At 61.9% G+C, this 26,555-nt stretch carries 21 protein-coding genes and 2 pseudogenes; 9 read left to right on the forward strand and 14 right to left on the reverse strand.

Annotated features, from left to right (window positions below; all coding sequences use genetic code 11):
- Nucleotides 1–124: 124 nt before the first annotated feature.
- Entirely contained in the window at nucleotides 125–1,342 is a 1,218-nt protein-coding gene (locus tag AD662_RS10270; RefSeq protein ID WP_053186971.1) for a DUF3422 domain-containing protein, read from the reverse strand.
- A 239-nt stretch (nucleotides 1,343–1,581) separates the two neighbouring features.
- Here AD662_RS10270 and AD662_RS10275 point away from each other — a divergent pair, with 239 nt between their 5' ends.
- Nucleotides 1,582–3,621: an oxidoreductase gene (locus AD662_RS10275; RefSeq protein WP_018602319.1), complete on the forward strand. Its 2,040-nt coding sequence runs from the start codon at nucleotides 1,582–1,584 to the stop codon at nucleotides 3,619–3,621.
- A gap of 190 nt (nucleotides 3,622–3,811) precedes the next feature.
- Complete coding sequence (locus AD662_RS10280; RefSeq protein WP_053186977.1) at nucleotides 3,812–4,720, forward strand: 1-aminocyclopropane-1-carboxylate deaminase/D-cysteine desulfhydrase; 909 nt, start codon at nucleotides 3,812–3,814, stop codon at nucleotides 4,718–4,720.
- A gap of 6 nt (nucleotides 4,721–4,726) precedes the next feature.
- On the opposite strand, the gene AD662_RS10285 is transcribed toward AD662_RS10280, so the two are convergent.
- Together AD662_RS10285 and AD662_RS10290 are read right to left on the reverse strand one after the other, a co-directional pair.
- Nucleotides 4,727–5,275, reverse strand: a complete 549-nt coding sequence (locus AD662_RS10285) for a cytochrome b (protein WP_014339294.1) — start codon at nucleotides 5,273–5,275, stop codon at nucleotides 4,727–4,729.
- Between the two features lie 126 nt (nucleotides 5,276–5,401).
- Nucleotides 5,402–6,808: a type VI secretion system Vgr family protein gene (locus AD662_RS10290; RefSeq protein WP_053186979.1), complete on the reverse strand. Its 1,407-nt coding sequence runs from the start codon at nucleotides 6,806–6,808 to the stop codon at nucleotides 5,402–5,404.
- 219 nt (nucleotides 6,809–7,027) lie between these two features.
- Here AD662_RS10290 and AD662_RS10295 point away from each other — a divergent pair, with 219 nt between their 5' ends.
- A complete protein-coding gene (locus AD662_RS10295; protein WP_018602312.1) occupies nucleotides 7,028–7,732 on the forward strand; it encodes a YebC/PmpR family DNA-binding transcriptional regulator in 705 nt (234 codons plus the stop codon).
- Nucleotides 7,733–7,921: 189 nt separating this feature from the next.
- Here the strand turns inward: AD662_RS10295 and AD662_RS10300 are convergent, their stop codons facing one another.
- Together AD662_RS10300 and AD662_RS10305 are read right to left on the reverse strand one after the other, a co-directional pair.
- The gene (locus AD662_RS10300; RefSeq protein ID WP_053186982.1) at nucleotides 7,922–9,247 is read right to left on the reverse strand and encodes a leucine-rich repeat-containing protein kinase family protein; all 1,326 of its coding nucleotides are present in this window, start codon (nucleotides 9,245–9,247) and stop codon (nucleotides 7,922–7,924) included.
- 249 nt (nucleotides 9,248–9,496) lie between these two features.
- A pseudogene (locus AD662_RS10305) lies at nucleotides 9,497–10,090 on the reverse strand (ABC transporter substrate-binding protein); the annotation flags it as partial.
- Here AD662_RS10305 and AD662_RS10310 point away from each other — a divergent pair.
- Nucleotides 10,082–10,378: pseudogene (locus AD662_RS10310) on the forward strand (IclR family transcriptional regulator domain-containing protein); the annotation flags it as partial. The pseudogenes AD662_RS10305 and AD662_RS10310 sit on opposite strands and share 9 nt — an antisense overlap.
- 146 nt (nucleotides 10,379–10,524) lie before the next feature.
- Here AD662_RS10310 and AD662_RS10315 read toward each other — a convergent pair.
- Both AD662_RS10315 and AD662_RS10320 read right to left on the reverse strand, forming a co-directional pair.
- A complete protein-coding gene (locus AD662_RS10315; RefSeq protein ID WP_053178690.1) occupies nucleotides 10,525–11,277 on the reverse strand; it encodes an anti-sigma factor family protein in 753 nt (250 codons plus the stop codon).
- Complete coding sequence (locus AD662_RS10320; RefSeq protein WP_018602303.1) at nucleotides 11,274–11,780, reverse strand: sigma-70 family RNA polymerase sigma factor; 507 nt, start codon at nucleotides 11,778–11,780, stop codon at nucleotides 11,274–11,276. The genes AD662_RS10315 and AD662_RS10320 overlap by 4 nt, the downstream gene beginning before the upstream one ends.
- A 168-nt stretch (nucleotides 11,781–11,948) precedes the next feature.
- Between AD662_RS10320 and AD662_RS10325 the strand changes: the two genes are divergently transcribed.
- Together AD662_RS10325 and AD662_RS10330 are read left to right on the forward strand one after the other, a co-directional pair.
- Complete coding sequence (locus AD662_RS10325) at nucleotides 11,949–13,031, forward strand: catalase family peroxidase (protein WP_053186985.1); 1,083 nt, start codon at nucleotides 11,949–11,951, stop codon at nucleotides 13,029–13,031.
- On the forward strand, nucleotides 13,028–13,564 hold the full coding sequence (locus AD662_RS10330) for a cytochrome b (RefSeq protein ID WP_003199979.1): 537 nt from the start codon (nucleotides 13,028–13,030) through the stop codon (nucleotides 13,562–13,564). The genes AD662_RS10325 and AD662_RS10330 overlap by 4 nt, the downstream gene beginning before the upstream one ends.
- Before the next feature lie 211 nt (nucleotides 13,565–13,775).
- Here AD662_RS10330 and AD662_RS10335 read toward each other — a convergent pair whose 3' ends face one another.
- Nucleotides 13,776–14,927 carry a M14 family metallopeptidase gene (locus tag AD662_RS10335; RefSeq protein ID WP_053186988.1) on the reverse strand — a complete coding sequence of 384 codons (1,152 nt, stop codon included), beginning with the start codon at nucleotides 14,925–14,927 and terminating at the stop codon, nucleotides 13,776–13,778.
- A 493-nt stretch (nucleotides 14,928–15,420) separates the two neighbouring features.
- Nucleotides 15,421–15,762, reverse strand: coding sequence for a DUF6124 family protein (locus AD662_RS10340; RefSeq protein ID WP_053186991.1), 342 nt, complete (start codon nucleotides 15,760–15,762; stop codon nucleotides 15,421–15,423).
- Nucleotides 15,763–15,893: 131 nt separating this feature from the next.
- Here AD662_RS10340 and AD662_RS10345 point away from each other — a divergent pair, with 131 nt between their 5' ends.
- Nucleotides 15,894–16,541, forward strand: coding sequence for a LexA family protein (locus AD662_RS10345; RefSeq protein WP_024616054.1), 648 nt, complete (start codon nucleotides 15,894–15,896; stop codon nucleotides 16,539–16,541).
- 29 nt (nucleotides 16,542–16,570) lie between these two features.
- On the opposite strand, the gene AD662_RS10350 is transcribed toward AD662_RS10345, so the two are convergent.
- Genes AD662_RS10350 through AD662_RS10365 form a run of 4 tightly spaced genes read right to left on the reverse strand, consistent with a single transcriptional unit; the run spans nucleotide 16,571 to nucleotide 22,131 of the window.
- On the reverse strand, nucleotides 16,571–18,520 hold the full coding sequence (locus tag AD662_RS10350) for an acetyl/propionyl/methylcrotonyl-CoA carboxylase subunit alpha (protein WP_053186994.1): 1,950 nt from the start codon (nucleotides 18,518–18,520) through the stop codon (nucleotides 16,571–16,573).
- Entirely contained in the window at nucleotides 18,517–19,335 is an 819-nt protein-coding gene (locus AD662_RS10355; protein ID WP_053186997.1) for a gamma-carboxygeranoyl-CoA hydratase, read from the reverse strand. Before AD662_RS10355 ends, AD662_RS10350 begins: the two co-directional genes overlap by 4 nt.
- Nucleotides 19,336–19,348: 13 nt before the next feature.
- Entirely contained in the window at nucleotides 19,349–20,956 is a 1,608-nt protein-coding gene (locus AD662_RS10360; protein ID WP_053187000.1) for a carboxyl transferase domain-containing protein, read from the reverse strand.
- An 11-nt stretch (nucleotides 20,957–20,967) separates the two neighbouring features.
- Nucleotides 20,968–22,131, reverse strand: coding sequence for an isovaleryl-CoA dehydrogenase (locus AD662_RS10365; protein WP_013692666.1), 1,164 nt, complete (start codon nucleotides 22,129–22,131; stop codon nucleotides 20,968–20,970).
- Between the two features lie 211 nt (nucleotides 22,132–22,342).
- Here AD662_RS10365 and AD662_RS10370 point away from each other — a divergent pair, with 211 nt between their 5' ends.
- Together AD662_RS10370 and AD662_RS29270 are read left to right on the forward strand one after the other, a co-directional pair.
- Nucleotides 22,343–24,040 carry an AMP-binding protein gene (locus tag AD662_RS10370; protein WP_053187003.1) on the forward strand — a complete coding sequence of 566 codons (1,698 nt, stop codon included), beginning with the start codon at nucleotides 22,343–22,345 and terminating at the stop codon, nucleotides 24,038–24,040.
- A 228-nt stretch (nucleotides 24,041–24,268) separates the two neighbouring features.
- Nucleotides 24,269–24,457: a nucleoid-structuring protein H-NS gene (locus AD662_RS29270; protein WP_156331354.1), complete on the forward strand. Its 189-nt coding sequence runs from the start codon at nucleotides 24,269–24,271 to the stop codon at nucleotides 24,455–24,457.
- A gap of 1,082 nt (nucleotides 24,458–25,539) precedes the next feature.
- Here AD662_RS29270 and AD662_RS10375 read toward each other — a convergent pair.
- Nucleotides 25,540–26,439 (reverse strand): hydroxymethylglutaryl-CoA lyase, encoded by a 900-nt coding sequence (locus AD662_RS10375; protein ID WP_003199998.1) that lies wholly within the window; start codon nucleotides 26,437–26,439, stop codon nucleotides 25,540–25,542.
- Nucleotides 26,440–26,555 lie beyond the last annotated feature (116 nt).

Below are 26,555 nucleotides of genomic sequence, written 5' to 3' on the forward strand. Positions count from 1 at the left end.
TTACGGGGCAGGGTACGGTAAAACAAGGGATTAGCGAAGGGCGGACGCTGATTTGTCCTCACGGCAGGCACACGCAAAGGCGTCCATGGAACCCTTGGACCGCGTGCTGCGCGGGCAAGGCGCGCTAGTGACTTTTGGCCTTCCTGATCCGGATCAGAATCAGCAGCATGATCAACAGCACCGGCGGCGTCATGCCCAGCAGCGCTTCGCGGGCCGAGAGGTTCGCGCCCAAGGCGTGCAGCCCGCTGTAGACCAGTTTGAACAGATTGATCAGGTAGTAGGTGATGGCAATGATCGACAGGCCTTCCACCGCGCGCTGGATTTTTATTTGTGCATCGGCGCGGGCATTGAGGCTGCGCAGGATCTCGGCGTTCTGGTCTTCCATCTCGACTTGCACGCGTGCTTGCAGCAAGTCACCCAGATTGGCGACGCTCATGGCCAGTTGTTCGAGGCGCTGTTCGGTGGCTGCGCAATAACGCACCGTGGGTTTGAAGCGCCGTTCGATGAACACGCCCAGCCGTTGGCAATCGCCCAGGTGACTTTCGCGCAACTCCCCCAGGCGCTCGAACACCAGTTGGGCGTAGGCGCGGGTTGCGCTGAAACGGTGGCGATTCCTGACCGTGCTGCTGACCACCTGGCGAGACAGCAGGGCGATGTCCTCCAGCAAGGCCTTGGCATGCACGCCGCTGGCATTGGCGTTGCGCTCGGACAGGCTCACCAGGGTGCGATCGAATTCGTTCAGTTGCGGGTCCAGTGCCTTGGCGGTATTGAGCGACAAGGACGCCATCATGCGATAGGTCTCGATTTCCAGCAGGCGCCGGATCATGCGGCCCTGGCGATAAGCGTTGAGCCGTCGATTGATGAACAGCAGGCGGTTGGTGCCGTCCTCGGTCAGGCGAAAATCGCTCCAGACCACTGCATCGCCGCCGCCCACGCACGAGCCGCAAGGGTCCTTGAAACCGTAGCTGGGCAGGTCGAGACCGGCTTCGGCGCGCACCACCACCTGAACGGCATTGATGAGGTGCTGGGAATGACCTTCGATACCCTGGGCAAGGCAGTCGGGCAGCGTTGTCCAGTGCAGTTCATTGGTGCTGGCGGGAACGACGAGGGTCAGGGTGAAGAACTCGGCGTGGCGCTCCCACTTGAGCGGGTGTCCTTCCAGGCGGGTGATGCCTTGTGCGGCTTCTGCTGCGTGGGTTTCAGGGCACAGTCGCTCGAGCAGCGCGTTGCACTGGGCGTTGTCGCCCAGAAACGCCAGGTGGAAGACGTGGGCCGGTTCGTCGAAATACAACGACGGGCGGGCGTGCAACTCGTTGTGCAGCATTTTTCGTTGGGGATGCATGCAAGGGCGACCGTGTGATTAGCGTATTGTTGGTTTGAGCACCTGGGCCAGCGTTGATAGGACTGGTCCATCCCGTCGAGAGTCACGCACGGTGGATCGGCACGCTGCACATTTGGATCATTAAGTTGTCAGTTACGGTCATTGAGCGCCCGCACCCCGACTCTTACGCTGTGGGTCATGACAGACGCAAGCCGCAGAGCTCGCGCTTTTTCCCGTGATCGCCCGTTGTGGAGTTACCGATGACCACCTCTCATTACCCGCACCTGCTGGCCCCGCTGGACCTGGGTTTCACCACCTTGCGCAACCGTACCCTGATGGGCTCGATGCACACCGGCCTGGAAGAGAAACCCGGCGGCTTCGAACGCATGGCGGCGTACTTTGCCGAGCGTGCCCGGGGTGGCGTCGGCCTGATGGTCACCGGTGGGATCGGACCGAACGACGAAGGCGGTGTCTACTCCGGCGCAGCCAAGCTGACCACCGAAGAAGAAGCGCTCAAGCACCAGATCGTTACCCGGGCCGTACACGAGGCCGGTGGCAAGATCTGCATGCAGATTCTCCATGCCGGGCGCTACGCCTACAGTCCCAAGCAGGTGGCACCGAGCGCGATCCAGGCGCCGATCAACCCGTTCAAGCCCAAGGAACTGGACGAGGAGGGCATCGAGAAACAGATCAGCGATTTCGTCACCTGTTCGGTACTGGCCCAGAAGGCCGAATACGACGGCGTCGAGATCATGGGCTCGGAAGGTTATTTCATTAACCAGTTCCTGGCGGCCCACACCAACCACCGTACCGACCGTTGGGGCGGCAGCTATGAGAACCGCATGCGCCTGCCGGTGGAAATCGTGCGTCGGGTGCGCGAGGCGGTAGGCCCGAATTTCATCATCATCTTTCGCCTGTCGATGCTCGATCTGGTGGAAGGCGGCAGCACCTGGGACGAAATCGTCCAGTTGGCCAAGGCCATCGAGCAGGCCGGCGCGACGATCATCAACACCGGTATCGGTTGGCACGAAGCGCGAATTCCCACCATCGCCACCAAGGTTCCGCGCGCCGCGTTCAGCAAGGTCACGGCCAAGCTGCGTGGCTCGGTGAGCATCCCGCTGATCACCACCAACCGCATCAACACCCCGGAAGTGGCCGAGCAGATCCTCGCTGAAGGCGATGCCGACATGGTCTCCATGGCCCGGCCGTTCCTGGCCGATCCGGAGTTCGTCAACAAGGCCGCTGCCGGTCGCGGCGATGAAATCAACACCTGCATCGGTTGCAACCAGGCGTGCCTGGACCACACCTTTGGCGGCAAGCTCACCAGTTGCCTGGTGAACCCGCGGGCCTGCCACGAAACCGAGCTGAACTATCTGCCGGTGACCCAGGTGAAGAAAATCGCCGTGGTCGGTGCCGGCCCGGCCGGCTTGTCCGCTGCCACGGTGGCGGCCGAGCGTGGGCATCAGGTAACGCTGTTCGATTCGGCCAGTGAAATCGGTGGCCAGTTCAACGTCGCCAAGCGCGTGCCGGGCAAGGAGGAGTTCTTCGAAACCCTGCGCTACTTCAAGCGCAAATTGCAGACCAGCCATGTCGAACTGTGCCTCGACACTCGGGTGGATGTGGCGCAATTGGTGGCTGGCGGTTATGACGAGATCATTCTTGCTACCGGCATCGCCCCACGCGTGCCGGCGATTCCCGGGGTGGAGCATGCCAAGGTGTTGAGCTACCTGGACGTGATCCTCGAGCGCAAGCCGGTGGGCCGCAGTGTCGCGGTGATTGGTGCCGGCGGTATCGGCTTCGACGTGTCGGAGTTCCTGGTGCATCAGGGCGTTGCCACCAGCCAGGACCGCGAGGCGTTCTGGAAGGAGTGGGGTATCGACACCCACCTCGAGGCTCGCGGCGGCGTGGCCGGGATCAAGGCCGAACCTCATGCACCGGCGCGCCAGGTGTTCCTGCTGCAACGCAAGGCGTCCAAGGTCGGTGACGGCCTGGGCAAGACCACCGGCTGGATTCACCGCACGGGCCTGAAGAACAAGCAGGTGCAGATGCTCAACAGCGTCGAGTACCTGAAGATCGACGACGATGGCTTGCACATTCGCATCGGCGAAACCGGTGAGCCGCACGTGCTGGCCGTGGACAACATCGTGATCTGCGCCGGCCAGGATCCGCTGCGTGAATTGCAGGAAGGCCTGGAGGCGGCGGGGCAGACCGTTCACCTCATCGGCGGTGCCGACGTGGCGGCGGAGCTGGACGCCAAGCGGGCGATCAACCAGGGTTCGCGGTTGGCGGCGCAGTTGTAACGTACAGCCCTGTAGACACCCGGATCCCCTGTGGGAGCGAGCCTGCTCGCGATGGCGGTTAGTCAGTTTCAGAAATGCTGGCTGACCCACCGCTATCGCGAGCAGGCTCGCTCCCACAAGTTTTTTCGATGTCAGGGAGTCCGCGACCAGCTGTTAAGATGCCGGCCTATTTCCCCACGGGCCTGCTGCCATGCTGCTTCCCGCCCTCGACTGGCATCCCCAACCCCGACTCGACCCCCTTCACCTGGACTGGCTCGCCCGTGCCGGTGTTGAAGTGGCGGTGTTGCGCCTGGACCGGATCGATCCGCTGATCAGCGGCAACAAGTGGTTCAAGCTGGTCCATCATTTGCGCGCCGCCCATGAGGCCGGTGCCGAGGGGGTCATGAGCCTGGGCGGGGCCTATTCCAACCATTTGCATGCGTTGGCCGCGGCGGGCAAGCGCTTCGGGTTTCCCACGGTGGGGTTGTTGCGTGGTCATCCCCAGGACACGCCAACAGTGCGCGACCTGAAGGCGTTTGGCATGGACCTGCACTGGTTGGGTTTTGGCGGATACCGAGAGCGGCACGCGCCGGGTTTCTGGGCGCCGTGGCAGATCCGCTATCCCTATTTGCATCCGGTGCCCGAGGGCGGTTCGGGGTTGCCTGGCGCACTAGGCTGCATGGCCTGGGCAGCCAATGTCCGTGAACAACTGGCAACGTTGGGATGGGCGGATTATCACGGCTGGTGGCTGGCCTGCGGCACCGGCACATCGCTGGCCGGGCTGGTGCTGGCCGAAGCAGGACAGCGTCCGGTCTATGGCGTGCTGGCGGTGCCCCAGGACCATGGCGTGGCGCAGCAAGTCGAAAGCATCTTGGGGGAGGCGGGCCTTTGCCGTGCGCTTTATGAACTGTTCGACGGCAGCCGTGGCGGTTTCGCCCGGGTCGATGCCGAACTCGCCGAGTTCATCGAAACCACGGCGGCCATCGAACTGGAGCCGTTGTACACCGGCAAAGCCTTGATGTTGCTTAAAGCGCGGGTCGAGGCCGGAGGCTTTGCCCCCGGCACCCGTTTGATTTTCGTCCACACCGGCGGTTTGCAAGGCCGCCGAGGGTTCGAGTAACAGCGATCAGCCGCGTTTGGGCATCATCCGCAACAGCGTGTTGTCCCGTACCACATAGTGGTGGTACAGCCCCGCCAAGGCATGCAAGCCAATCAACCAATAGCCGATGGTGCCACCCAGCACATGCCAGCCTTCCAGTTGCTTGGCAAACTCCTTGTCCTGATCGATGAGCAAGGGCAGATCGAAACCGTAGAACATCACTTGATGACCTTCGGCGCTGGTGATCAGCCAGCCCAGCAGCGGCATGGCGATCATGAACAGGTACAGCGCCCAGTGCATCAGGCGAGCCAGGACGGTTTGCCACACAGGCGAGGCCGGGAAAATCGCCGGTGTCTTACCCATGCTGCGGGCGAACAGGCGCAGCCAGACCAGTAGGAACACTGTCAGGCCGAGCATGAAGTGCGCTTCCTTGATCAGGGTCCGGCCGCCACTGCCCTTGGGGAAAATCCCCCGGAACTCGATGCAGGCATAAACCACGGCCAGCAGCACCAGCATCAGCCAATGCAAGGTCACCGTGACGGTACTGTAGCGGCTTTCTGAGCTTTTCCAGGGCATTGCGGGTATCTCCAACGATCAGGGTAGAGCGCCGTCTAGAGCGGCGTTGTCTATTTACTGTAAGCCCGTTTCGTTGAATTGGCATGAGCCAGATCAGTTTTGCCCGCATGAAGCCACAGGGATGTATCAGGGTGTGAAGTCCGGCGGATTCAGCAGCCAGTCCAACAGCAACCCGGCATCAGGATTGCGCCGGGGCGGTTTCGGGGGTGCGGCGGTTTGTCCTGCGCCAGTATCGACAGCCCCCGGGCACAGCACCGGTCGATCAGGGTCGCCATCGAGAAAACTCACCAGCACTTCGCTGCCGGCCATCAGGCTGGGGCTGCCATCCAGCGTCAGCCGCGACACGGGCAGCGTGATGCCGTCCTGGTCCGGCGCCCATAGGCTGACACTCACCTGGCCGCGCTCATCGGGGCTGGCCGGCTGGCCGGTGCGGCCGAGTACATAGGCCAGGTGGTACCCGGGGATGCAGGGCTTGGGGTGCTTGAGGGCCGGCCGGAACGTGGTAGACCAGGGAATGGCGGTGAACCGGTTGCGGTAGTCACGGGCCGACGGTGTGGTGGGCAGGTCCGGTTCCAGGATCGAAAACTGTCGTCCGCGATGCTGGACCTCGGTGATCAGCCATTGATCGTTGAAGGTGGAAACCGGGTGTTCGCAGATCTGCACGATGTTGCCGCCGTGCACGGTCGGTTGGGTGCTGTGGCCATGGATTTCCCGTTGCCGGCAGCGCAATCGTTCAAGGTGGCGGCGACCGGCCTGGTAACGGTGAGCCAAGGCCGGGTTGCTGCGCATGGCTTCGTGATCGATCCGCTCAAGGGGTTGATTCGCTGCCGAGGCCTCGGTTTCGGGCTGGGCCCGGTCACTGAACCCGACAGGCAGGCCAGGCATCATCGGGTGGTGACGCAAATACAAGCGCTTGATGGTCGGTAGCTGGCTGTCGTTCGGGTGCAGAGGCAGCTCGACGGGGCGCGCGGGAAAGCTCTTCGGGTCTTCGGCAAACACCAGGACATGGCCCTGGGGCGCGTGTTCGAAGTGGTAATGGATGCCTTCCTCCTCGCACAGCCGTTGCAGGAGGGTCAGGTCGCTTTCGTCGTACTGGATGCAGAATGGGCGACACGGATACTGCCCATGGGGCAGTTCGAAACGGTAACCGTCGACGGGTAGCGCGTGTTCTTCCAGCAGGCGTTGCAGCACCTGTACCACGCTGAGCCGATGGAAAACCCGGCGCCGCGGGCCTTGCTCCAGTTGCTGGAGGTAGGGAACCAACGTCAAGCGATAGCCGATGCGCCGCGGCGCCAGGGCATTGAGGCTAACGCTGTGGACAATCCCATGGACGCCCGATTCACCGTCCAGGCGCAGGAAGGCCGGTTCCCCCAAGAGCAGCTTGGGATCTATCGGTGGGGCCAGGCCGATCAGTTCGAGGTCAAAGCGGTATGGCTGGTTGAGGGCTTCGCGGCCGTTGAAGCGCAAGACTTGCAGTTGCAAGTCGCTTTGCGTGAGCGTCAGGCTGAAGGGACTTTCCGTGTCGTTGCGCATCGCAGCTCCTACTGGCGGGGAGAGAGGCGCAGAGGGTACGAAACCGCGGGGGAAAACGGTGCTTGTGAGGCGCTATTTCAGAAACGCCCTACAACACGCTGTGAAAATGTCGATCCGGCAGGGTGCATTTTTTGGTCGATCAGCCGGTTTAGGCCGTATAAACTTGCGCCACAGCGCCGGCCGGCAGATGTCTCGGCGCGTCAGACAAGAGAGTGAGTAATGGGCGCACAGTGGAAGGTTAAACACAAAGAAGCGGCTGCCAACGCCAAGGGCAAGATCTTCGGCAAACTGGTGAAGGAAATCACCATTGCCGCGCGCAACGGTGCGGATACCGCTACCAACGCGCACTTGCGACTGGTTGTCGAACAGGCGAAGAAGGCCTCGATGCCCCGCGAGACCCTGGAACGTGCGATCAAGAAAGGTTCTGGCCAGCTCGGTGAAACCGTGCAATACCACCGCGTCACCTACGAAGGGTTCGCGCCGCACCAGGTGCCGCTGATCGTTGAATGCGTGACCGATAACATCAACCGCACCGTTGCCGAAATTCGCGTCGCGTTCCGCAAGGGCCAACTCGGCGCCTCGGGTTCGGTGGCGTGGGACTTCAACCATGTCGGCATGATCGAAGCCGCGCCGGACAGCCCGGACGCCGATCCGGAAATGGCCGCCATCGAGGCCGGCGCCCAGGATTTCGAGCCGGGCGAAGACGACGCGACGTTGTTCCTCACCGACCCTGCCGACCTCGACGCTGTCCAGAAGGCCTTGCCGGAGCAGGGTTTCACCGTATTGTCGGCCAAGCTGGGCTACCAGCCGAAAAACCCGGTCAGTGGCCTCACCGACGAGCAGATGGCTGAAGTCGAAGCCTTCCTCGAAGGCCTCGACAACCACGATGACGTGCAGGACATGTTTGTCGGGTTGGCGGGTTAAGCAGTACACCCCTGTGACGAGGGAATTTATCCCTGGGTGCGGTTCATTCTGTGGGAGCAAGGCTTGCCCGCGATGAAGATGACGCGGTCTCTGAGAAAACGGGGTGTCCGCATCGCGGGCAAGCCTTGCTCCCACAGATAAATCCCCTCGCCACAATAGGCGGTGTGCTTGTTAGCTTGGGGTGCTGGTTTAGTCGATGTGTTTGAACTCGCTCAGCAACCTTTCAATCTCATCGAACCCTGGCCGTGCCAGCACCTCCGGCTGACAGCAGCGCGCTTGCAAATCCAGCAGCCACGCAAGATCCTGCGCACCGAGCCCCGGTTCGATCCGCGCCAGCAATTCCCCCAGCAGAATCCCGAAGGCCCGCACTTCGATGCGTTGCAGTGCGCGGGTTTGCAGGTTGTCTGTGGTGGCGTGGAACGACGCCGCGCCAAAATCCCCCAGCAGGCAATCGCCCTGGTCATCGCACAGAATATTGTGCCCGTAGAGATCTCCGTGGGTGATGCCCTGGCGGTGCAGGTGCGCCGCCACCGAGGCGATGCCATGGGCGATGCGCAGGGCCGCCGGAGCGCTCAGGCGCAGTTCATCGGCATAGACGTCGCGGCTGCATGACGCCAGGCTCGGCAGCCCGGCGAGGTTACGGTAGCTGGGCTCGACCAGCGCCATCACCAGCCCGGCCTGTTGCTCGGGGTGCCCGGCAACCTGGCCCAGCACCTCAATCAGGTTCGAGTGGCGACCGGCCGTGATGCAGGCATGCATCTCATGCAGGGGCGAGCCGTCGCTGGTCATCTGGCCTTTGTACAGCTTCACTGCGACCTTTCGTGCCGCCTGGCCGGGCGCCTGCCAGAGCGCCTGATGAATCACCCCCGACGCGCCTTCGCCCAGTGGTTGTTGCAGTTCCAGATGCGACCAGTCGATAGACGTCGTGGTATTCAGCGCCGCCGCTTCTGCCTGGGCTTCCAGCGGGTTGCCGGCGTAGGCCAGCCAACTGAGGCTCGACAACGTGAGCAGCCATTGCGGCAGTTCGCTCAGTTGGTTGGCGGCGATGCGCAACAGTTCGAGGCGATGACACTGGCTCAGGCTCGCCGGTAATTGCCGCAAGCGGTTGCCGGCCAGCATCAGTTTTTGCAGATCGGGGCGTTGGCCCAGTTCATCTGGCAATTGGCTGACGCAGTTGTCGGTCAGGATCAACCAGTGCAGCCGTGGCGGCAGTGCGGCGCCCGTGACGTGCGCGATGCGATTGGCCTTGAAACCGACCATGGTCAAGGCGCTGCAACGGCCCAGGCATTCGGGCAGTTCTGTGAAGCGGTTGTCCGAACAGAACAGCACACGCAGGCGCGTCAGCCGATGCAGGTCGTCGGGCAGCGTGTCCAACTGATTGCCACTGAGGTTGAGAATCTCGAGGGAGTCGGCCAGGTCGAAGATTTCCCGGGGAAACTCCGTCAAGCCGCAGGCCAGGTCCAGCCGGGTAATGCCGCAGAGCTGGCCGGCGCGTAGTTGGGCGAGGGTGTGCATGGTGGGGGTCGCTGTTGATCAAGGGGAGGGTCTGGCGTCCGTAGCCAGACAGTTAACCAATAATCAGCTCAGTACAACACCCTGTGGCGAGGGGATTTATCTGTGGGAGCAAGGCTTGCCCGCGATGCAGGCGCCTCGTTTTCTCAGAGACCGCGTCATTTTCATCGCGGGCAAGCCTTGCTCCCACAGCATTTGTTCACAGCAGTTTTTCCCACAACAGTGTCGCTCCCCTTGCCACAGTCGATCGCGCTAGCGCTCGATACTGCGGTTCCAGCGGGCGTTCCAGGCCGGGCGTTGTTCGTTGACCTGGTCCCAATCCACGGCAATCGCCGTTTCCAGGTATTGCTTCATCGCCTCCACCTGACCGCGAGTCTTGTCGGTGGTCGGGGTGTTGGGGTTGGACGGGATCTGGTCGCCTTCTTCCAGGGCGATGGCCTGGGCTTGCGGGGTCAGCAGGAAAGCCGCGAGCTTTTGCGCCAGTTCCGGTTGGGTGTTTTGCGCGATGGCGCATTCGGCGACGTTGAGGACCACGGCGCCTTCCTTCGGCTGGGCATATTCGACCGGCATGCCCTTGAGTTTCAGCGCGGTCACCTGGGTCGGCGTCAGCGGGAACAGCGCGGCTTCGTCGGTCTGCAGCATTTCGGATAGCTTCGCCGAGCTCGGGATGTACGCCAGCACGTTGCGCCCCACCGTGTTCGGCCAGGCCTTGACGCCCGGCTCAACGTCGGTTTCGCTGTCGCCCTGGATCCGGTTGAACATCAAAAAGCCGTGCAGGCCGAACGTGGACGAGGCCATCGACTGGAACACCACTTTGTCCTTGAGGCGCGGATCGGCCATTTGTACGACGAAGTCTTCCTGCGCTCGGAAGTGGAGAACGTCCGTACGCTGGGCTACGCCGGGCGCAATACAGGCCTATTGCAAGGCATGGCCGGGGTGGCCGTGCCGATTCTCGATCGTGACGGCCGGGCCGTGGCCGCGTTGAGCGTGGCAACCGTGAGCGACCGCCTGGGGCCCGATCGCCTGCCGACGGTGGTGGACATGCTCAAGCGCGAGGCGGCCCTGATCGGACCGCGGATCAACCCGTTCGATCCGTTGCTGCGCAGGCCTTCGCAGGTGTTTGGGCAGGGCTGAACACACTCTCAAAAGCAACTGATGTTCCCTGTGGGAGCGAGCCTGCTCGCGATAGCGGTGTGACAGTCGACATCATCTCTAACTGAACTACCGCTATCGCGAGCAGGCTCGCTCCCACAGGGATGTTCCACAGGTAGATGGGGTGCTCAGAAATTCAGGGTCTGCTTGAGCCGCTGCACCGTCGGCGTATCACTGGGGATGACCATCGCATAGTTGTAGCCCGGCCCGGACCAGTACTCGGCTTGCAGCTCGCCCTCGCGGCGACTGCCCCGGGGCAGGAGGAAATTTTTCGGGCCGGGTGGGCGCACGTAGAAGCTGATTTTCTGACCGCTCGGGTCCTGATAGACCACCATCGCCGCCGCGCCTTGTTCGGTGCTGAGCAAGCGCCCGCTGACCGGCCTGAAGCCGGCACCCGACAGGTCAGGCAGTCGGTCGGCCTGGGTGAAGTAGCGGTCGAGCCAGCCTTGCATGCTCTGCTCGTCACCGGTCTGGTAATCGGCCGGAAGGATGCCCTGCTGGGCAATCAAACGGTATGCCTGCAAGGCATCGGCCATGGGGGCTGCGGCGCTGAGCAGGGTCATTTGCCGCGCCTGCCAGCCACCGAAGCCACCCACGCTGACGGCCAGCAGCAACACGGCGGCGTTGGCCAAATGGCGGCGGGAGCGATGTTTCAGGCGCTGGCGAATCATGGCCGGGTCGAGGTCCGGGTTGGGCGGTTGTTGCAAGGCGCCGCTCAAGGCCGTGCGCAGGTGCTGTGCGTCCTGTTGCCAGGCGCGGACCCGGGCGGCGACTTCCGGCTGGTTGGCCAGGTAGGCCTGCACCAGGCGCTGGTCGGCCTCGCTCAGTTGGCGATCGACGTAGGCGTGCAGGTCGCTGTCGCTGGGGGGCATGTTGATCATTTGAGTATCCGCAGGGTAGGGCGGGTGATTTCGCCGTCGCTGAGTTGGCGCAGGGCCTGGCGAGCGCGGGACAGGCGGGACATGACCGTGCCGGTCGGCACGCCGAGGATGTCGGCGACTTGCTGGTAACTCAAGCCTTCCACCGACACCCACAACAACAGCGCGCGTTGTTCCGTCGTGAGTTGGTCGAAGGCCTGCAGGGACGATTGCGCGATCACGCTGCGCTCGGCCGAAGGGTGGGCATCGTCGCGGCCGGTGAAAAACTCCAGCATGCGCGCATACCGTCGGGAGCGGCGATGACCGTCGAGAAACTGCCGATACAGAATCGAAAACAGCCAGGCTCGCAGATCGCCGTCCGGACGCTTGTCGTTCCACTTGGACAATGCCCGTTCCAGGCACATCTGCACCAGATCGTCGGCGTTGCTCGGGTTGCGCGTCAGCGACACGGCAAAACGCCGTAGCCTGGGGATGAGCTCGCGCAACTGTTCGTCGAATGCGTTCATAAGGGTGTGGCTTCTGTGGGCAGTCACTGCGCCGGGACTGGAAAGACGACCCGCAAACGAGATTATTCCAGTGCAGGAAAAATAAATACGAGGCGTGGGAATAAACCTGTCACGCCTTCGTCTGACGGGTCCTTTCCAACAAATGGCCCCGAGCCCTGGAGCTTTCTCATGGTTGATCCTTCACCCTCGTCGAGCCGGCCACCCTTGAGTGCCGCCGGCCTGACATTGCGCCTGAGCGGCATCGCCGTGATTGTTGCCGCGCTGGCCGGGGCGTTTGCCTACGTCAATGGTAGCCTCGACCCACAGCGCCTGACACCGCAGGCATTGGTCAATGTGCTGGAAAAAAACAACGGCGTTCACCCAGGCTTTCGACGCAACCACTCAAAAGGTGTCTGCGTCGCGGGCTATTTCCAAAGCACGGGCGAGGCCAGCGCCTATTCCAGCGCCCAAGTGTTCTCGCAGCCGCAAACGCCAGTGGTTGGGCGTTTCGCCTTGCCCAGCGGCAACCCCTATGCACCGGACGGCGGTGTGCCGATTCGCAGCCTGGCACTGCGCTTTACCCAGGCCAACGGCCAGCAATGGCGCACCGGCATGAACAGCATGCCGGTGTTTCCGGTGGGCACGCCCGAAGCCTTCTACCAACTCCAGCAAGCCCAGTCGCCGGACCCTGCCACAGGAAAACCGAACCCTGCGGCCGTACCGGCGTTCTTTGCTGCGCACCCCGAAGCGGTGCCGTTCCTGCAATGGATCAAGAGCGCCAAGCCGTCGGCCAGCTATGCCACCGAAACCTACAACGGCATCAACGCGTTCTATCTGGTCAACCCTGCCGGGCAGCGCCAGGCGGTGCGCTGGGGCGTGGTGCCGATGAGCCAGGATGCTGCGGATGCGACGCCACCCCAGGGGGGCGACTTCCTCGAGCAGGACTTGGCCAAGCGTCTCGCCGCCGGGCCGTTGCGCTGGCAGTTGAACATCACCCTGGCCAACCCGGGTGACCCGGTGAACGATGCCAGCAAGGCCTGGCCCGCCGACCGCAAGGTACTCAATGCCGGCACGTTGGTGCTTGAGCGCACCCAGGCGCAGAACAACGGCGAATGCCGCGACATCAACTATGACCCGCTGATCCTGCCCCAAGGGATCGAAGGTTCCGAAGACCCGCTATTGGTCGCGCGCTCCGCCGCCTACGCCAGTTCCTACCTGCGACGTGCCAGCGAAGTGAGCCAGTTGCCCGCCAAACAGGAGTCCCGCCCATGAGCGCCCCTCGTCACTTTGCACCGCTGGCCCGGCTGCTGCACTGGCTGATGGCAGTGATGATCATCGCCATGCTGTTCATCGGCGCGGGCATGGTCGCCTCGGTGTCCGAACGCCATGAATGGCTGCTGCAGTTGCACAAGCCATTGGGTATCGCGATTTTGCTGTTGGTGATCGTGCGCTTGGTGGTGCGTTTTACTACCCGCCAACCGCCGCTGCCGGCCGATCTACCGGCCTGGCAAGTGCTGGCGGCAAACGCCTCGCATGTGCTGTTGTACGCCCTGATGCTGGTCCTGCCGCTGTTGGGCTGGGGCATGATTTCGGCGGCGGGGGACCCGGTGATGCTCGGCGACTCGTTGCAACTGCCGTCGATTCTGCCAGCGCACGCCCAGACGTTCGCACTGCTGCGCAAGGCCCACGGGTACCTGGCTTACCTGTTGTTCGTGACGGTGCTGGTGCATCTGGCGGCGGCGCTGTTTCACGCGTGGGTGCGCCGGGATGAGGTGTTGGACAGTATGTTGCGCGGCAAAGGCTAATGAACCCTGTGGCGAGGGAGCTTGCTCCCGCTGGGTAGTGTCTGTAGGAGCTGCCGAGCGAAGCGAGGCTGCGATCTTTCCACTGGCGCTTGAATTTCAAGTGAAAGATCAAAAGATCGCAGGCTTCGCCAGCTCCTACAACGCCGAGCGGGAGCAAGCTCCCTCGCCACAGGTGTTCACCCTAGACGAGGGACATGATCAGGTCGTTGGATCAGCGCAATTCGTCAACCATGGCCTCGATGGTGCTCAACACATCCTTGCCCAGTTGCATCGAGCGTTTGCCAGACCAGCCGGTGATCGGGTTCGGGTGATCGTTGTGGTCCTTGAACGGCATTTCCAGGGTCAGGGACAGGCAGTCATATTTCTGGCCGACCGCGTTACAGGCCAGGGTCATGTTGGCCTGGCCCGGTTCGTCGCGGGTGTAGCCGTAAGCAGTCTGGAAGTCTTTGGTCTGATGCTTGAGATGGCTGCGAAAGCGCTCTTCAAGTTCGGCAATGCGTGGCGTGTAGCCCGGGTTGCCTTCGCAACCGGCGGTGAAGACGTGGGGGATTTCCTCATCGCCGTGAGCATCGAGGAACAGATCGACGCCGTACTTTTCCATTTGCTGCTGGACGAAAAACACCTCGGGGCTGATTTCCGGACTGGCGTTCTGCCAGGCGCGGTTGAGGTCCTGGCCTATGGCGTTGGTCCGCAGATGCCCGTGGAACGCGCCGTCCGGGTTCATGTTCGGCACCAGGTACAGATCGGCCTTGGCGAGCAACTGGTTCAGTTGCGCATCGTCATGCTGCTGGAGGCGTTCGATCACGCCCTCCATGAACCACTCGGCCATGTGCTCGCCGGGATGCTGCTGGGCGATGATCCAGACTTTGCGCCGGCCTTCGGCACCGCTGCCCTTGCGCAGCAGTTGAATGTCACGGCCTTCCACGCTTTTACCGACGGCCAATAGTTCGGTGCCGGCCTTGTGTTGCGCTTGCTCGATCAGCCAATCATGTCGGCCGCGACTGTAGGGTTCGAAGTAGGCGAACCAGGCGTTGGTCTGTTCGGTCTCCAGATAAAAACGCAGGGCGTCGCCTTCAAATTGGGTCGGAACGCGGAACCAGTTGACGTGATCGTAGGAGGCAACGGCCTGATAGCCCGTCCAGGCCTTGTTGTAAGACGATTGACTGGCGTTGAGCAGCCGAAAGGAATACTCCTGGCCGACGTGCAGGCCGCTGGCCTTGAAGTGGAACCACTGGAAATGGGCGCTGCGGGTGTCGGGCCTGATCTTGAGCAACGACTGCAACGGGTTGCTGATGTCGACGACCTCGATGTTGCCGCTGTCGAAATTGGCACTGATATCAAAGGAAGATTTAGCCACGGTCACGATTCCTGGAGAGGATTTTCATGGCCATTACTGTACACGCAAGACGGGGGAACCGAGACGATTTACGTCACGTAAACGAGGGGGCGTCCTCCCTGGACGCCGAGCCAGCTTAGAGAGTCTGCAATTGATTCTCAAGCGCTGGTTGTCGATAGTTTTCGCCTGTGTGGCGGGGCGTCTCTTGCAAACGGATATTCATTTGCTATCATCGCCGCCACCGAATTGGCAGCACCCAAAAGACTTCATTAGCCTGAAGCCATAAGCCGAAAAATCGGCAAAAAAAAGACCCGGCAAAAAGCCGGGTCAAAAACCGTGATTAGCCTGATGAGGAGATATTCCAGAAGTCCGACCTAAGGTCTTCTGATCTATCGACTGATCTCGCGACCAGCTGATGCAATAATAATCATTATCATTTGCAAGTCAAATGGTTTTATCGCACCGATTGGAAAATTTTTCTCGTCGTCCGCGTTCGCGGCGACATTCCCAAGCGTTACCCCTAGCGAGTCGGGTAGCCATCCAGGGATCGGTCAAGCATCACCTTGACCAGATCAATCATGTGCACCACCGAAAATGCCAGGTCACGGCTCGAGCCGTTCAACTGGTTGGCAGACTCGTGGGCGGTCGCCGCTGCACAGCGCAGCAGGTCGGAGGCGTGAACAAGGGCTTCTTCTGCGCTGACGCTGTGGTTGACGTCGAAGAAGCGATGTTCTGACTGTGCCTGGGAAACACTTGGTTTCAAGTAGTAGTCGAGGGCGCGTTTGGCCGCCGGGCAATCCTGAAAGGAAGGGAACGTGCTGTCGAAAGGGCTGCTGGGCTGGTCTTTGTTGGGTGTATCCATGGTGAGGAAAATCTCCGTGTGTGGGGCTGAACTCCTGAATCCAGAATAGTACTTATCGTAATTGTGACGATAATTTAAATACTACAATTTGTGTTTTGAATGGTCGGAGTCATCCACGTATCGTGCCGCACATGGATAAATGGATAGAGTTGGTCAAGGCCAAGATGAAGGAGCTGCGCATCACGCAAGTGGTGCTCGCAGAACGGTTGGGAATGTCCCAGGGCGGCGTCGGCCATTGGCTGACCAGGCGCCGGCAACCCAGTGTCGATGACATGAACCGGGTCCTGCGGGAATTGGGGCTGGAGTTTCTGGAAGTGGCGATGGTGATTCGCGAGCCGGACACCTCCACGGACGAAGGCATGACCCTGGCGCAGAAGTACAACCCGTACTTCCGCTACCCGGTCAGTGAATGGCACGAGGTTGGCGAGGTTCGCGAAGGCGATCCTGGCGCCTACAGCCCGGCGCGCTACGAACTGACGGACTACCACGCCCTGGGGGCCGCGTTCTGGCTGGTGGTGGTGGGCGACGCGATGACCGCACCCAGCGGCTTGAGCATTCCCGAGGGCATGTCGATCCTGGTGGATCCGGCCGTCGAGGCGGTGCCCGGCAAACTGGTGGTTGCCTGCTTGCCCGGCAGCAGTGACGCGACCTTTCGCAAATTGATCGAGGAGAGCGGGCAGCGTTACCTGGTTCCGCTCAATCCGACTTACCCGAAAAACCTGTACACCGAGCAATGTCGCCTCATCGGTGTGGTGGTGCAGGCCACCATCAGGTTCTGACTGGATCGGCCCTGGGAGCGGGCCGATGCCTATTCTTCGAACGCGACCAGGGCGCTGCCTTCGCTGACCATTTCGCCTTCCTGGCAATACAGCGCCTTGATCACGCCGGCCTTGGGCGCACGAATGCTGTGCTCCATTTTCATGGCCTCCAGCACCACCAGTTGAGCCCCGGCCTCCACCGACTGGCCGACACTCACCAGTACCCGGACGATACTGCCGTTCATGGGCGCGGCCAGGCCACCTTGATGGCTGTGGCTGGCCTCTGCGGCGGCCAACGGGTCGTACAGGTCGATCCGGTGCAGGTCACCCGCCCATTGCAGATACAGGCTGTCGCCCTGGCGAATGGCCCGATGACTGCGGCGCAGGCCGTGGTGCTCGATCACCAGTTGCTCGCCCTCGAGTTCCGCGCAATGGGCGCTAACGTCCAGCGTCAGCGCGCGATCCTGGCCTTCGCAGCTCAGGTGCAAGGTAGTTTCCCTGGGCAGCCCCAGACGCAACCCGGTGCTGCTGGCCCAGGGCGAATCGGCATCATCGCCGCGCACGCGCGGTGCCAGGCTCAAGGCGAAGCCCTGGGCGGCTGCTAACCAGAATGCGTCATCCAATTCGCCCGGCTCTGGCAGCAATTGCGCCTGGTAACGTGGGATAAATCCTGTGTCCAGTTCTGCTGCCGCGAAGGCGGGGTGGGCCACGATTCGGCGCAGGAACCCGATGTTGGTTTTCAGCCCGCCAATGGCAAATTCGTCGAGCATGCTCAACAGCCGCAAGCGCGCCTGTTCCCGGTCTTCACCCCAGGCAATCAGCTTGCCGAGCATCGGGTCGTAGAACGGCGAGATTTCATCGCCTTCTTCAACCCCGCTGTCGACCCGCCGGCCTGGGCCCTCGGCCGATTCTCGATACAACGCCAGGCGCCCGGTGGCCGGCAGGAAATCGTTGACCGGGTCTTCGGCATACAGCCGCACTTCGATGGCGTGACCGAGCAGCGGCACTTGCGCTTGAGTGATCGGCAAGGGTTCGCCTTGGGCGACGCGGATCTGCCAGGCTACCAGGTCCAGTCCGGTGATCGCTTCGGTGACCGGATGCTCGACCTGCAACCGGGTGTTCATTTCCATGAAGAAAAACTCGCCCCGCGCATCCAGCAGGAACTCCACCGTGCCGGCCCCGACGTAACCAATCGCCTGGGCTGCGCGCACGGCGGCTTCACCCATGGCCTGGCGCAGTTGCGGGGTCAGGCCGGGGGCGGGGGCTTCTTCCACGACTTTCTGGTGGCGGCGCTGGATCGAGCAATCGCGTTCGTTGAGGTACAGGCAGTTGCCGTGTTGGTCGGCAAATACCTGGATTTCCACATGGCGTGGCTTGAGCAGGTATTTTTCCACCAGCATCCGTGAGTCGCCGAACGAGGACTGCGCTTCACGCTGGGCCGAGGCCAGGGCTTCGGCCAGTTGGCTGACGTCCTCGACGACTTTCATGCCCTTGCCGCCACCGCCGGCCGTGGCTTTGAGCAATACCGGGTAGCCGATGCGCTCGGCGGCGTCGCGAAAGGTCTCCAGGTCCTGGGCTTCGCCGTGATAACCCGGCACCAGGGGCACCCCGGCGGTTTCCATCAAGGCCTTGGCCGCCGATTTGCTGCCCATGGCATCAATGGCCGAGGCCGGTGGGCCGAGGAAGATCAGCCCGGCGCTTTCTATCGCTCGGGCGAACCCGGCGTTCTCGGACAGAAAGCCATAACCGGGATGGATGGCTTGGGCGCCGCTGGCTTTCGCTGCGGCGATCAGCTTGTCGATTTGCAGGTAGCTGTCGGCGGCTTTGCTGCCGCCCAGGTCGACGCGGATGTCGGCTTCACGGCTGTGGCGGGCATCGCGGTCGGTGGCGCTGTGGACGGCAACGGTGGTCAGGCCCATGGCCTTGGCGGTGCGCATCACGCGGCAGGCGATTTCGCCACGGTTGGCCACCAGCAACGTGGTGAGGGCAGGGGCGCTCATCGACGCGGCTCCTTGTTATTCGATTCGGCTTGCCAGTTCGGCGCACGCTTTTGCAGGAACGCCCGCAGGCCTTCCTGGCCCTCCGGGCTGACGCGGATGCGGGCGATGGCATTTTCGGTGTAGCGCCGCAGCGCCGGGGTAAGGGCGCCGTTGCCGACTTCACGCAGCAGTTCCTTGCTGGCGCGCATGGCCGCCGGGCTGTTGAGCAACAGGTTGTCGATCCATTGTTCGACTTGATAATCCAGGGCCTCGGCCGGGTAACTTTCCGACAGCAAACCGATTTCTTTCGCACGTTGCCCGTCGAAGCGCTCCGCCGTCAGGGCATAACGACGCGTGGCACGCTCGCCGATGGCCTGCACCACGAACGGGCTGATCACCGCCGGCGCCAGGCCAATGCGCACTTCCGACAGGCAGAACTGTGCTTCATCGGCGCCAATGGCCATGTCACAAGCGCTGATCAGCCCCAGTGCGCCACCGAACGCGGCGCCCTGGACGACGGCCAGCGTAGGAATTTTCAGCTTGGCGAGGTTGTACATCAGCTCCGCCAGTTCCCGGGCGTCATCGAGGTTGGTGTGGTAGTCGAGCTCGGCCGATTGCTGCATCCAGGCGAGGTCGGCGCCGGCGCTGAAATGCTTGCCGCGACCGCGGATCAGCAGGAAGCGCAAGCTTGGATCGCTGCTGACGTGGTCCAGGGCGAGGATCAGTTCGCGGATCATTTCGGCATTGAACGCGTTATTTTTCGACTCGCGGCTGAGCCACAAGGTGGCAACGCCCCGTGGGTCGGTGTGCAGTTCGAGGGTGTTGAAGTTATCCATGGACATTCCCCGTTTACATCCGGAACACGCCGAAGCGGCTCGGTTCGATAGGCGCGTTCAGTGACGCGGACAAGGCCAGGCCCAGCACATCGCGGGTCTGGGCCGGGTCGATGACGCCGTCGTCCCACAGCCTGGCACTGGAATAGTAGGGGTGACCCTGTTCTTCGTACTGATCGAGGATCGGTTGCTTGATCTCGGCTTCCTGTTCGGCGCTGAAGGGATGGCCGCTGCGTTCGGCTTGTTCACGCTTGACCTGTACCAGCACGCCGGCCGCCTGTTCGGCGCCCATCACGCCAATCCGCGCGTTCGGCCACATCCACAGGAACCGCGGGTCGTAGGCGCGGCCGCACATGCCGTAGTTACCTGCGCCGAAACTGCCGCCAATGATCACGGTGAATTTCGGCACTTTCGCGCAGGCCACGGCTGTCACCAGTTTGGCCCCGTGCTTGGCGATGCCGCCGGCTTCGTACTTCTGCCCGACCATGAAACCGGTGATGTTCTGCAAGAACAGCAACGGGATCCCGCGCTGACAGGCCAATTCGATGAAGTGCGCGCCTTTCTGCGCGGCTTCGGCGAAGAGAATGCCGTTGTTGGCCAGGATCGCGATCGGGTAGCCGTGCAAGTGGGCGAAGCCGCACACCAGCGTCGTTCCGAACAGCGCCTTGAATTCGTCGAACACCGAGCCGTCCACCAGGCGCGCGATCACTTCCCGCACATCGAACGGCTGCTTGGCGTCGGCCGAAACCACGCCGTACAGCTCCTCGCCCGAGTAGAGCGGGGCAATTGGCAGACGATGCGGCAACTCGCCCTGTTTGCGCCAATTGAGGTTGGCCACGCTGCGGCGGGCCAGTGCCAGGGCATGTTCGTCGCTGTCGGCATAATGGTCGGCCACGCCGGAGATCTTGCAGTGCACATCGGCGCCGCCCAGGTCTTCGGCACTGACCACCTCACCGGTGGCGGCTTTCACCAACGGCGGGCCGGCGAGAAAAATCGTCGCCTGCTGACGGACCATGATCGCCTCGTCCGCCATGGCCGGCACATAGGCGCCACCGGCGGTGCAGGAACCCATGACCACGGCGATCTGCGGGATGCCCTGGGCACTCATGTTGGCCTGGTTGAAGAAGATCCGGCCGAAGTGCTCACGGTCCGGGAACACCTCGTCCTGGCGCGGCAGGTTGGCGCCGCCAGAGTCCACCAGGTAAATGCAGGGCAGGCGATTCTGCTGGGCGATGGTCTGGGCGCGCAGGTGTTTTTTCACCGTCAGCGGGTAGTAGGAGCCACCTTTGACCGTCGCATCGTTGGCGACAATCATGCATTCGACGCCTTCCACGCGGCCGATGCCGGCAATCACGCCGGCCGCCGGCACGTCTTCGCCATAGACGTCGTGGGCTGCCAATGGGCTGATTTCCAAAAACGGCGAACCCGGGTCCAGCAGCCGGTTGATGCGTTCACGGGGCAGCAACTTGCCCCGCGAGGTGTGCCGTTCCTGGGCCTTGGGACCGCCGCCTTGGCGAATGTGTGCGAGCAGGGTGCGCAGGGCCTCGACGTGTCCGAGCATCGCATCGCGGTTGGCGATGAACTCCGGCGAGCGCGGGTTGAGCTGAGTGTGCAGCGTGGCCATGGTCAGCTCCGTTAGCGGGTTTCGTTGAACAGTTCGCGGCCGATCAACATCCGACGAATCTCACTGGTGCCAGCACCGATTTCGTACAGCTTGGCGTCACGCAGCAGACGACCGGCCGGGAATTCGTTGATGTAGCCATTGCCGCCGAGGATCTGGATCGCGTCGAGGGCCATTTGCGTGGCGCGTTCGGCGCTGTAGAGGATCACCCCGGCGGCGTCCTTGCGGGTGGTTTCGCCGCGCTCGCAGGCTTGGGCCACGGCATACAGGTAGGCGCGGCTGGCGTTGAGCTGGGTGTACATGTCGGCGACCTTGCCCTGGATCAGCTGGAATTCGCCAATGCTCTGGCCGAACTGCTTGCGGTCGTGGATGTAGGGCACGATCAGGTCCATGCAGGCCTGCATGATCCCGGTCGGGCCGCCAGAGAGCACGACGCGCTCGTAGTCGAGGCCGCTCATCAGCACTTTCACGCCACCGTTGAGGGCACCGAGGATATTTTCTTCCGGTACTTCGACGTCATCGAAAAACAGCTCGCAGGTGTTGGAGCCGCGCATGCCGAGCTTGTCGAATTTGTTGCTGCGGCTGAAGCCTTTCCAGTCGCGCTCGACGATGAACGCGGTGATGCCGTGGGGGCCTTTTTCCAGGTCGGTCTTGGCGTAGATCACGTAGGTGTTGGCATCGGGGCCGTTGGTGATCCAGGTCTTGCTGCCATTGAGCACGTACTTGTCGCCACGCTTGTCGGCGCGCAGTTTCATCGAGACCACGTCGGAACCGGCGTTCGGCTCGCTCATCGCCAGGGCACCGATGTGTTCGCCGCTGATCAGCTTGGGCAGGTATTTGGTTTTCTGTTCGTGATTGCCGTTGCGGTTGATCTGGTTCACGCAGAGGTTGGAGTGGGCACCGTAGGAGAGGGCGACCGAGGCCGAACCGCGGCTGATTTCTTCCATCGCCACCACGTGGGCCAGGTAGCCCAGGCCTGCGCCGCCGTATTCTTCCGGTACGGTGATGCCCAGCAGGCCCATGTCGCCGAACTTGCGCCACATGTCGGCGGGAAACAGGTTGTCGATATCGATCTGCGCTGCTCGCGGCGCCAGTTCGGCCTTGACGAAGGCCTGTACCTGGTCGCGCAACATGTCGATGGTTTCGCCGAGGGCAAAGTTCAGGGATGGGTAGCTCATGGGAACACCTTTGGCTTTTTTATCGGGTGCGGAGAGTGGCGGAATCGCTCTCACCTTTACGTTAACGTAAGCCTGCGACGAGAGGCTGTCAATCGGCCTTTACGTTAACGTCAACTTGGGCCAGAGTAAGTGCGCTTGAATCGCTTTACCAAAGGCATCTGTGCATGAGATTCCACCGCTACACCCACTAATAAAGACAAGAGGGGGCGTCATGGATCAACCCGGTTCGCATTCGCAGCTCAGCTACACCCGTGGTTCCGAGGACAAGGCCTTGCTGGCCCAAACCATCGGCGAAGTTTTCGACCAGACCGTGACGCGCTATCCGGAGGGCGAGGCGTTGGTGGTTCGTCATCAATCGTTGCGTTATACCTGGCAACAACTGGCCGAGGCCGTTGATCTTCACGCCCGAGCCTTGCTGGCGCTAGGCTTGAAAACCGGTGATCGCCTTGGCGTGTGGGCGCCCAATTGCGCCCAGTGGTGCATCAGCCAGTTCGCCAGTGCGAAGATCGGCGTCATTCTGGTCAATATCAATCCGGCCTATCGCGTCTCCGAGCTCGAATACGTGCTTAAACAATCCGGATGCCAATGGCTGGTGTGTGCCGGTGCGTTCAAGACCTCGGATTATCACGCCATGTTGCAAACGCTGGCACCGGAGCTGGCGGAGCAATCGATTGGCCACCTGCAGAGCGAACGCTTGCCGGATTTACGCGGTGTGATCAGCCTCGATTCCCAGCCGCCGGCAGGTTTCCTGCCCTGGTCGCAACTCGCCGCCCTGGGTGCGGCGGTGACGCCTGCACAACTGGCCGAACGCCAATCCAGCCTGCAGTCCGATCAACCGGTGAATATCCAGTACACCTCCGGCACCACCGGCTTCCCCAAGGGCGCGACCCTCAGTCATCACAACATTCTCAATAACGGTTACATGGTCGGCGAAAGCCTGGGCCTGACGGCTGACGATCGGCTGGTGATCCCGGTGCCGCTCTACCATTGCTTCGGCATGGTCATGGGTAACCTGGGCTGCATGACCCATGGCAGCACCATGATCTACCCCAACGATGCCTTCGACCCGTTGCTGACGCTAAAGGCCGTGGCCGAGGAAAAAGCCACGGCACTGTATGGCGTGCCCACCATGTTCATCGCCCTGCTGGACCAGCCGCAGCGGGGCGATTTCGACGTGTCCAGCCTGCGCACTGGCATCATGGCCGGGGCCACATGCCCCATCGAAGTGATGCGACGGGTCATCAATGAAATGCACATGGCCGAAGTGCAGATTGCCTACGGCATGACAGAAACCAGCCCAGTGTCATTGCAGACCGGTCCTACCGACGAACTGGAACTGCGCGTGACCACTGTCGGCCGCACCCAGCCGCAACTGGAAAGCAAAATTATCGATGAGGCCGGCAATATCGTCCCACGGGGTGCTATCGGTGAGTTGTGTACCCGCGGCTACAGCGTGATGCTCGGTTACTGGAACAACCCCAAGGGCAGCACCGATGCCATCGACCCGGAGGGCTGGATGCACACCGGCGACCTGGCGACCATGGACGAGCAGGGCTACGTGCGCATCGTCGGGCGCAACAAGGACATGATCATCCGCGGCGGGGAGAATATTTACCCGCGTGAGCTGGAGGAGTTTTTCTTCACTCACCCGGCGGTGGCGGACGTGCAGGTGATCGGCATCCCGTGTTCGCGCTATGGCGAGGAAATCGTTGCCTGGATCAAGTTTCATCCCGGCCACAGTGCCTCCGAACAAGAACTGCAAACCTGGTGCAAGGAGCGCATCGCCTACTTCAAGACACCGCGTCATTTCAAATTCGTCGAAGAATTTCCCATGACGGTCACCGGCAAGATCCAGAAATTCCGCATGCGCGAGATCAGCATCGAAGAACTGCGCGATAGAGAAGGCTGAGCAAGATCTCCTGTGGGAGCGGGCTTGCTCGCGAAGGCGGTGTGCCAGGCGACATCAATGTTGGCTGTGCCGCCGTTTTCGAGCTCAAGCTGCAAGGGTAATAGCCCGACAGGGCCAACAGCCGTAGGGGGTATATCCGTTGCTGCGGTAACGGCTGCTTAGGGTTTCGCCCTTACGGCGACTCACTTTCGGAGCGCGAAAGTAAGCAAAGCGCTTTTGCCCCACCACTTGGCACCTCGCTTAGGCTCGGTGTGCCCTCACTCCGGCATTGCTCCGTGGGCCCGCCGCGAAGGGCCATCCATGGCCCAGCGCGGCTATCCCGGCATCCATGCCGGGATGCCCACTCCACAATGCCTGCGTTCGGCCATCGTGGTTAACGGGGCGCCCGAGATCAACGTCCACCGCGAGGCGGCCTGATAGCCGACCTGGTTCGGGGTGACCGCATTCATCCTGTGGGAGGCTCGCTCCCACAGGTTTTGCGGTGCACATGGGCTTTGGGTCTGCTGAAGATCCAGTGTGGGAGCGAGCTTGCTCGCGATAGCGGTGGCTCAGCCACATAGATGCCGGCATGTGCCCTGCTCTTGCTCTTGCTCTTGCTTTAGATCTTGATCTGGGGCGCCCCGTTAAACCACGCTGGCCGAACGCAGGCATTGCGCAGTGGGCACCTCGGCATGGATGCCGAGGTAGCCGCGCTGGGCCATGGATGGCCCTTCGCGGCGGCCCACGGAGCAATGCCGGAGTGAGGGCACACCGAGCCTAGGCGAGGTGCCGAGTGGTGGGGCAGAAGCGCTTTGGTTACTTTCGCGCTTTTCGAAAGTGACCCGCCGTCAGGGCGGAACCCTAAGCCGCCGTTACCGCAGCAACGGATATGTACTCGATCAACAAAATCCAGGCCACCTCTCAGGCCACCTCTCAGGCCGCCTTCGCGAGCAAGCCCGCTCCCACAAGAAAATCCCAAACCCCAGACAGCACAAAGGGGAGCCGAAGCTCCCCTTTAATTTTGTCGTCGCGTGCTCTTTTTTTATTATTGAGGGGCGGCCTGTTGTTGTTTTTGGCAGCCGTTGCCCTTTACCGCTGTTTTTGGCGATCCCCATCCGGGATCAAGAGCAAACGTATTTTTTTGAGCGCTGATCTGCTTTTTCGCCTTGCGATCCAACCGATTCGGGAGCTACCTGAAGGTAGTTTTATTGTTCTCTGCCCGGTTGCGGGTTGCTCCTGAAAGCACCCTGAAAAGCACATCCTCTCCAAAAAAATCTGTTAGCTGCGTCTCTGCCGTGTTGTTTTTGTTATGTCAGAGTCGTTTCGTCTTGTTTTTATTGGGTTTGCTGCGTTTTTTTATTCTTGTTATGCAAGAGATATAGCAGGTGGCGTGCCAACTTTTAAAACTCTATATAAATCAACAGCTTGTATTTTATGGCTGAAAAACCTGGCGCGCCAAACCTGACAAATTGTTTCCGTGTTACTCGTTTCACCGCTGTTACAAAGCCAGCGGTAACACCTCACTGTGCGCTGCGGGCCTTGGCGACACGCGAACCGCTAGGGCGGCCGAGGACGTCGCAGATCTGCCGGCCCGCGGCGATCAGGGCGTCCAGGTCGACACCGGTTTCGATACCCAAGCCGTTGAGCAGGTACAGCACGTCTTCGGTGGCAACGTTACCGCTGGCGCCCTTGGCGTAAGGGCAGCCGCCCAGGCCGGCGATGGAGCTGTCGAACACCGCGATGCCTTCCAGCAGGCTGGCGTATACGTTGGCCATGGCTTGGCCGTAGGTATCGTGGAAGTGTCCGGCGAGCTTGTCCCGAGGCACCTCGGCGCCCACCACCTCGAACATCCTGCGGGTGGCACCGGCGGTGCCCGTGCCGATGGTGTCGCCCAGGGAGACTTCGTAGCAGCCCATGGCATACAGCTCCCGAGCGACCCAAGCCACCTGTTCAGGCTTGACCGCACCTTCATACGGGCAGCCCAGCACGCAGGACACGTAACCGCGCACACTGACGCCGTGCTGTTTTGCGGCCTCCATGATCGGTGCGAAACGCTCCAGGCTGTCCTTGATGGAGCAGTTGATATTGCGCTGGGAGAACGCTTCGGACGCGGCGGCGAACACCGCCACTTCTTTTACACCCGCCGCTAGCGCGTCTTCAAAACCCCGCAGGTTCGGCGCCAGGGCGCCATAGGTCACACCGGGCTTGCGTTGGATCTGCGCGAACACCTCGGCGGAACCGGCCATTTGCGGCACCCACTTGGGCGAGACGAAACTGCCGACTTCGATGTAACCCAGGCCGGCGGCGCTCAAGGCATCCACCAGGCGCACCTTGTCGGCGACGCTGATGGGCTGTGCTTCATTCTGCAGCCCGTCACGGGGGCCGACTTCGATCAGGCGTACAAAGGAGGGGAGGGACATGGGGATTGACCTGTAGTGAGTTGCCAAAGTATCGAGAACGATGCTGCCCCCTGTGGGAGCGAGCTTGCTCCGGGCGGCGATCCGACGATAGCGGTATGTCAGTCAACATTGATGTT

It is taken from the genome of Pseudomonas kilonensis (assembly GCF_001269885.1).
GTDB classification, from domain to species: Bacteria; Pseudomonadota; Gammaproteobacteria; order Pseudomonadales; family Pseudomonadaceae; genus Aquipseudomonas; species Aquipseudomonas kilonensis.

What these genes read in the sequence shown, in the direction of transcription:
- AD662_RS10285 (WP_014339294.1), bottom strand. Translation starts at nt 5,275, where the DNA reads ATGCCCTGGAAAAGCTCAGAAAGCCGCTACAGTACCGTCACGGTGACC.
- AD662_RS10290 (WP_053186979.1), bottom strand. Translation starts at nt 6,808, where the DNA reads ATGCGCAACGACACGGAAAGTCCCTTCAGCCTGACGCTCACGCAAAGC.
- AD662_RS10375 (WP_003199998.1), bottom strand. Translation starts at nt 26,439, where the DNA reads ATGTCCCTCCCCTCCTTTGTACGCCTGATCGAAGTCGGCCCCCGTGAC.
- AD662_RS10275 (WP_018602319.1), top strand. Translation starts at nt 1,582, where the DNA reads ATGACCACCTCTCATTACCCGCACCTGCTGGCCCCGCTGGACCTGGGT.
- AD662_RS10340 (WP_053186991.1), bottom strand. Translation starts at nt 15,762, where the DNA reads ATGGATACACCCAACAAAGACCAGCCCAGCAGCCCTTTCGACAGCACG.
- AD662_RS10295 (WP_018602312.1), top strand. Translation starts at nt 7,028, where the DNA reads ATGGGCGCACAGTGGAAGGTTAAACACAAAGAAGCGGCTGCCAACGCC.
- AD662_RS10315 (WP_053178690.1), bottom strand. Translation starts at nt 11,277, where the DNA reads ATGATCAACATGCCCCCCAGCGACAGCGACCTGCACGCCTACGTCGAT.
- AD662_RS10300 (WP_053186982.1), bottom strand. Translation starts at nt 9,247, where the DNA reads ATGCACACCCTCGCCCAACTACGCGCCGGCCAGCTCTGCGGCATTACC.
- AD662_RS10370 (WP_053187003.1), top strand. Translation starts at nt 22,343, where the DNA reads ATGGATCAACCCGGTTCGCATTCGCAGCTCAGCTACACCCGTGGTTCC.
- AD662_RS10330 (WP_003199979.1), top strand. Translation starts at nt 13,028, where the DNA reads ATGAGCGCCCCTCGTCACTTTGCACCGCTGGCCCGGCTGCTGCACTGG.
- AD662_RS10355 (WP_053186997.1), bottom strand. Translation starts at nt 19,335, where the DNA reads ATGGATAACTTCAACACCCTCGAACTGCACACCGACCCACGGGGCGTT.
- AD662_RS10365 (WP_013692666.1), bottom strand. Translation starts at nt 22,131, where the DNA reads ATGAGCTACCCATCCCTGAACTTTGCCCTCGGCGAAACCATCGACATG.
- AD662_RS10350 (WP_053186994.1), bottom strand. Translation starts at nt 18,520, where the DNA reads ATGAGCGCCCCTGCCCTCACCACGTTGCTGGTGGCCAACCGTGGCGAA.
- AD662_RS10325 (WP_053186985.1), top strand. Translation starts at nt 11,949, where the DNA reads ATGGTTGATCCTTCACCCTCGTCGAGCCGGCCACCCTTGAGTGCCGCC.
- AD662_RS10320 (WP_018602303.1), bottom strand. Translation starts at nt 11,780, where the DNA reads ATGAACGCATTCGACGAACAGTTGCGCGAGCTCATCCCCAGGCTACGG.
- AD662_RS10270 (WP_053186971.1), bottom strand. Translation starts at nt 1,342, where the DNA reads ATGCATCCCCAACGAAAAATGCTGCACAACGAGTTGCACGCCCGCCCG.
- AD662_RS10280 (WP_053186977.1), top strand. Translation starts at nt 3,812, where the DNA reads ATGCTGCTTCCCGCCCTCGACTGGCATCCCCAACCCCGACTCGACCCC.
- AD662_RS10360 (WP_053187000.1), bottom strand. Translation starts at nt 20,956, where the DNA reads ATGGCCACGCTGCACACTCAGCTCAACCCGCGCTCGCCGGAGTTCATC.
- AD662_RS10345 (WP_024616054.1), top strand. Translation starts at nt 15,894, where the DNA reads ATGGATAAATGGATAGAGTTGGTCAAGGCCAAGATGAAGGAGCTGCGC.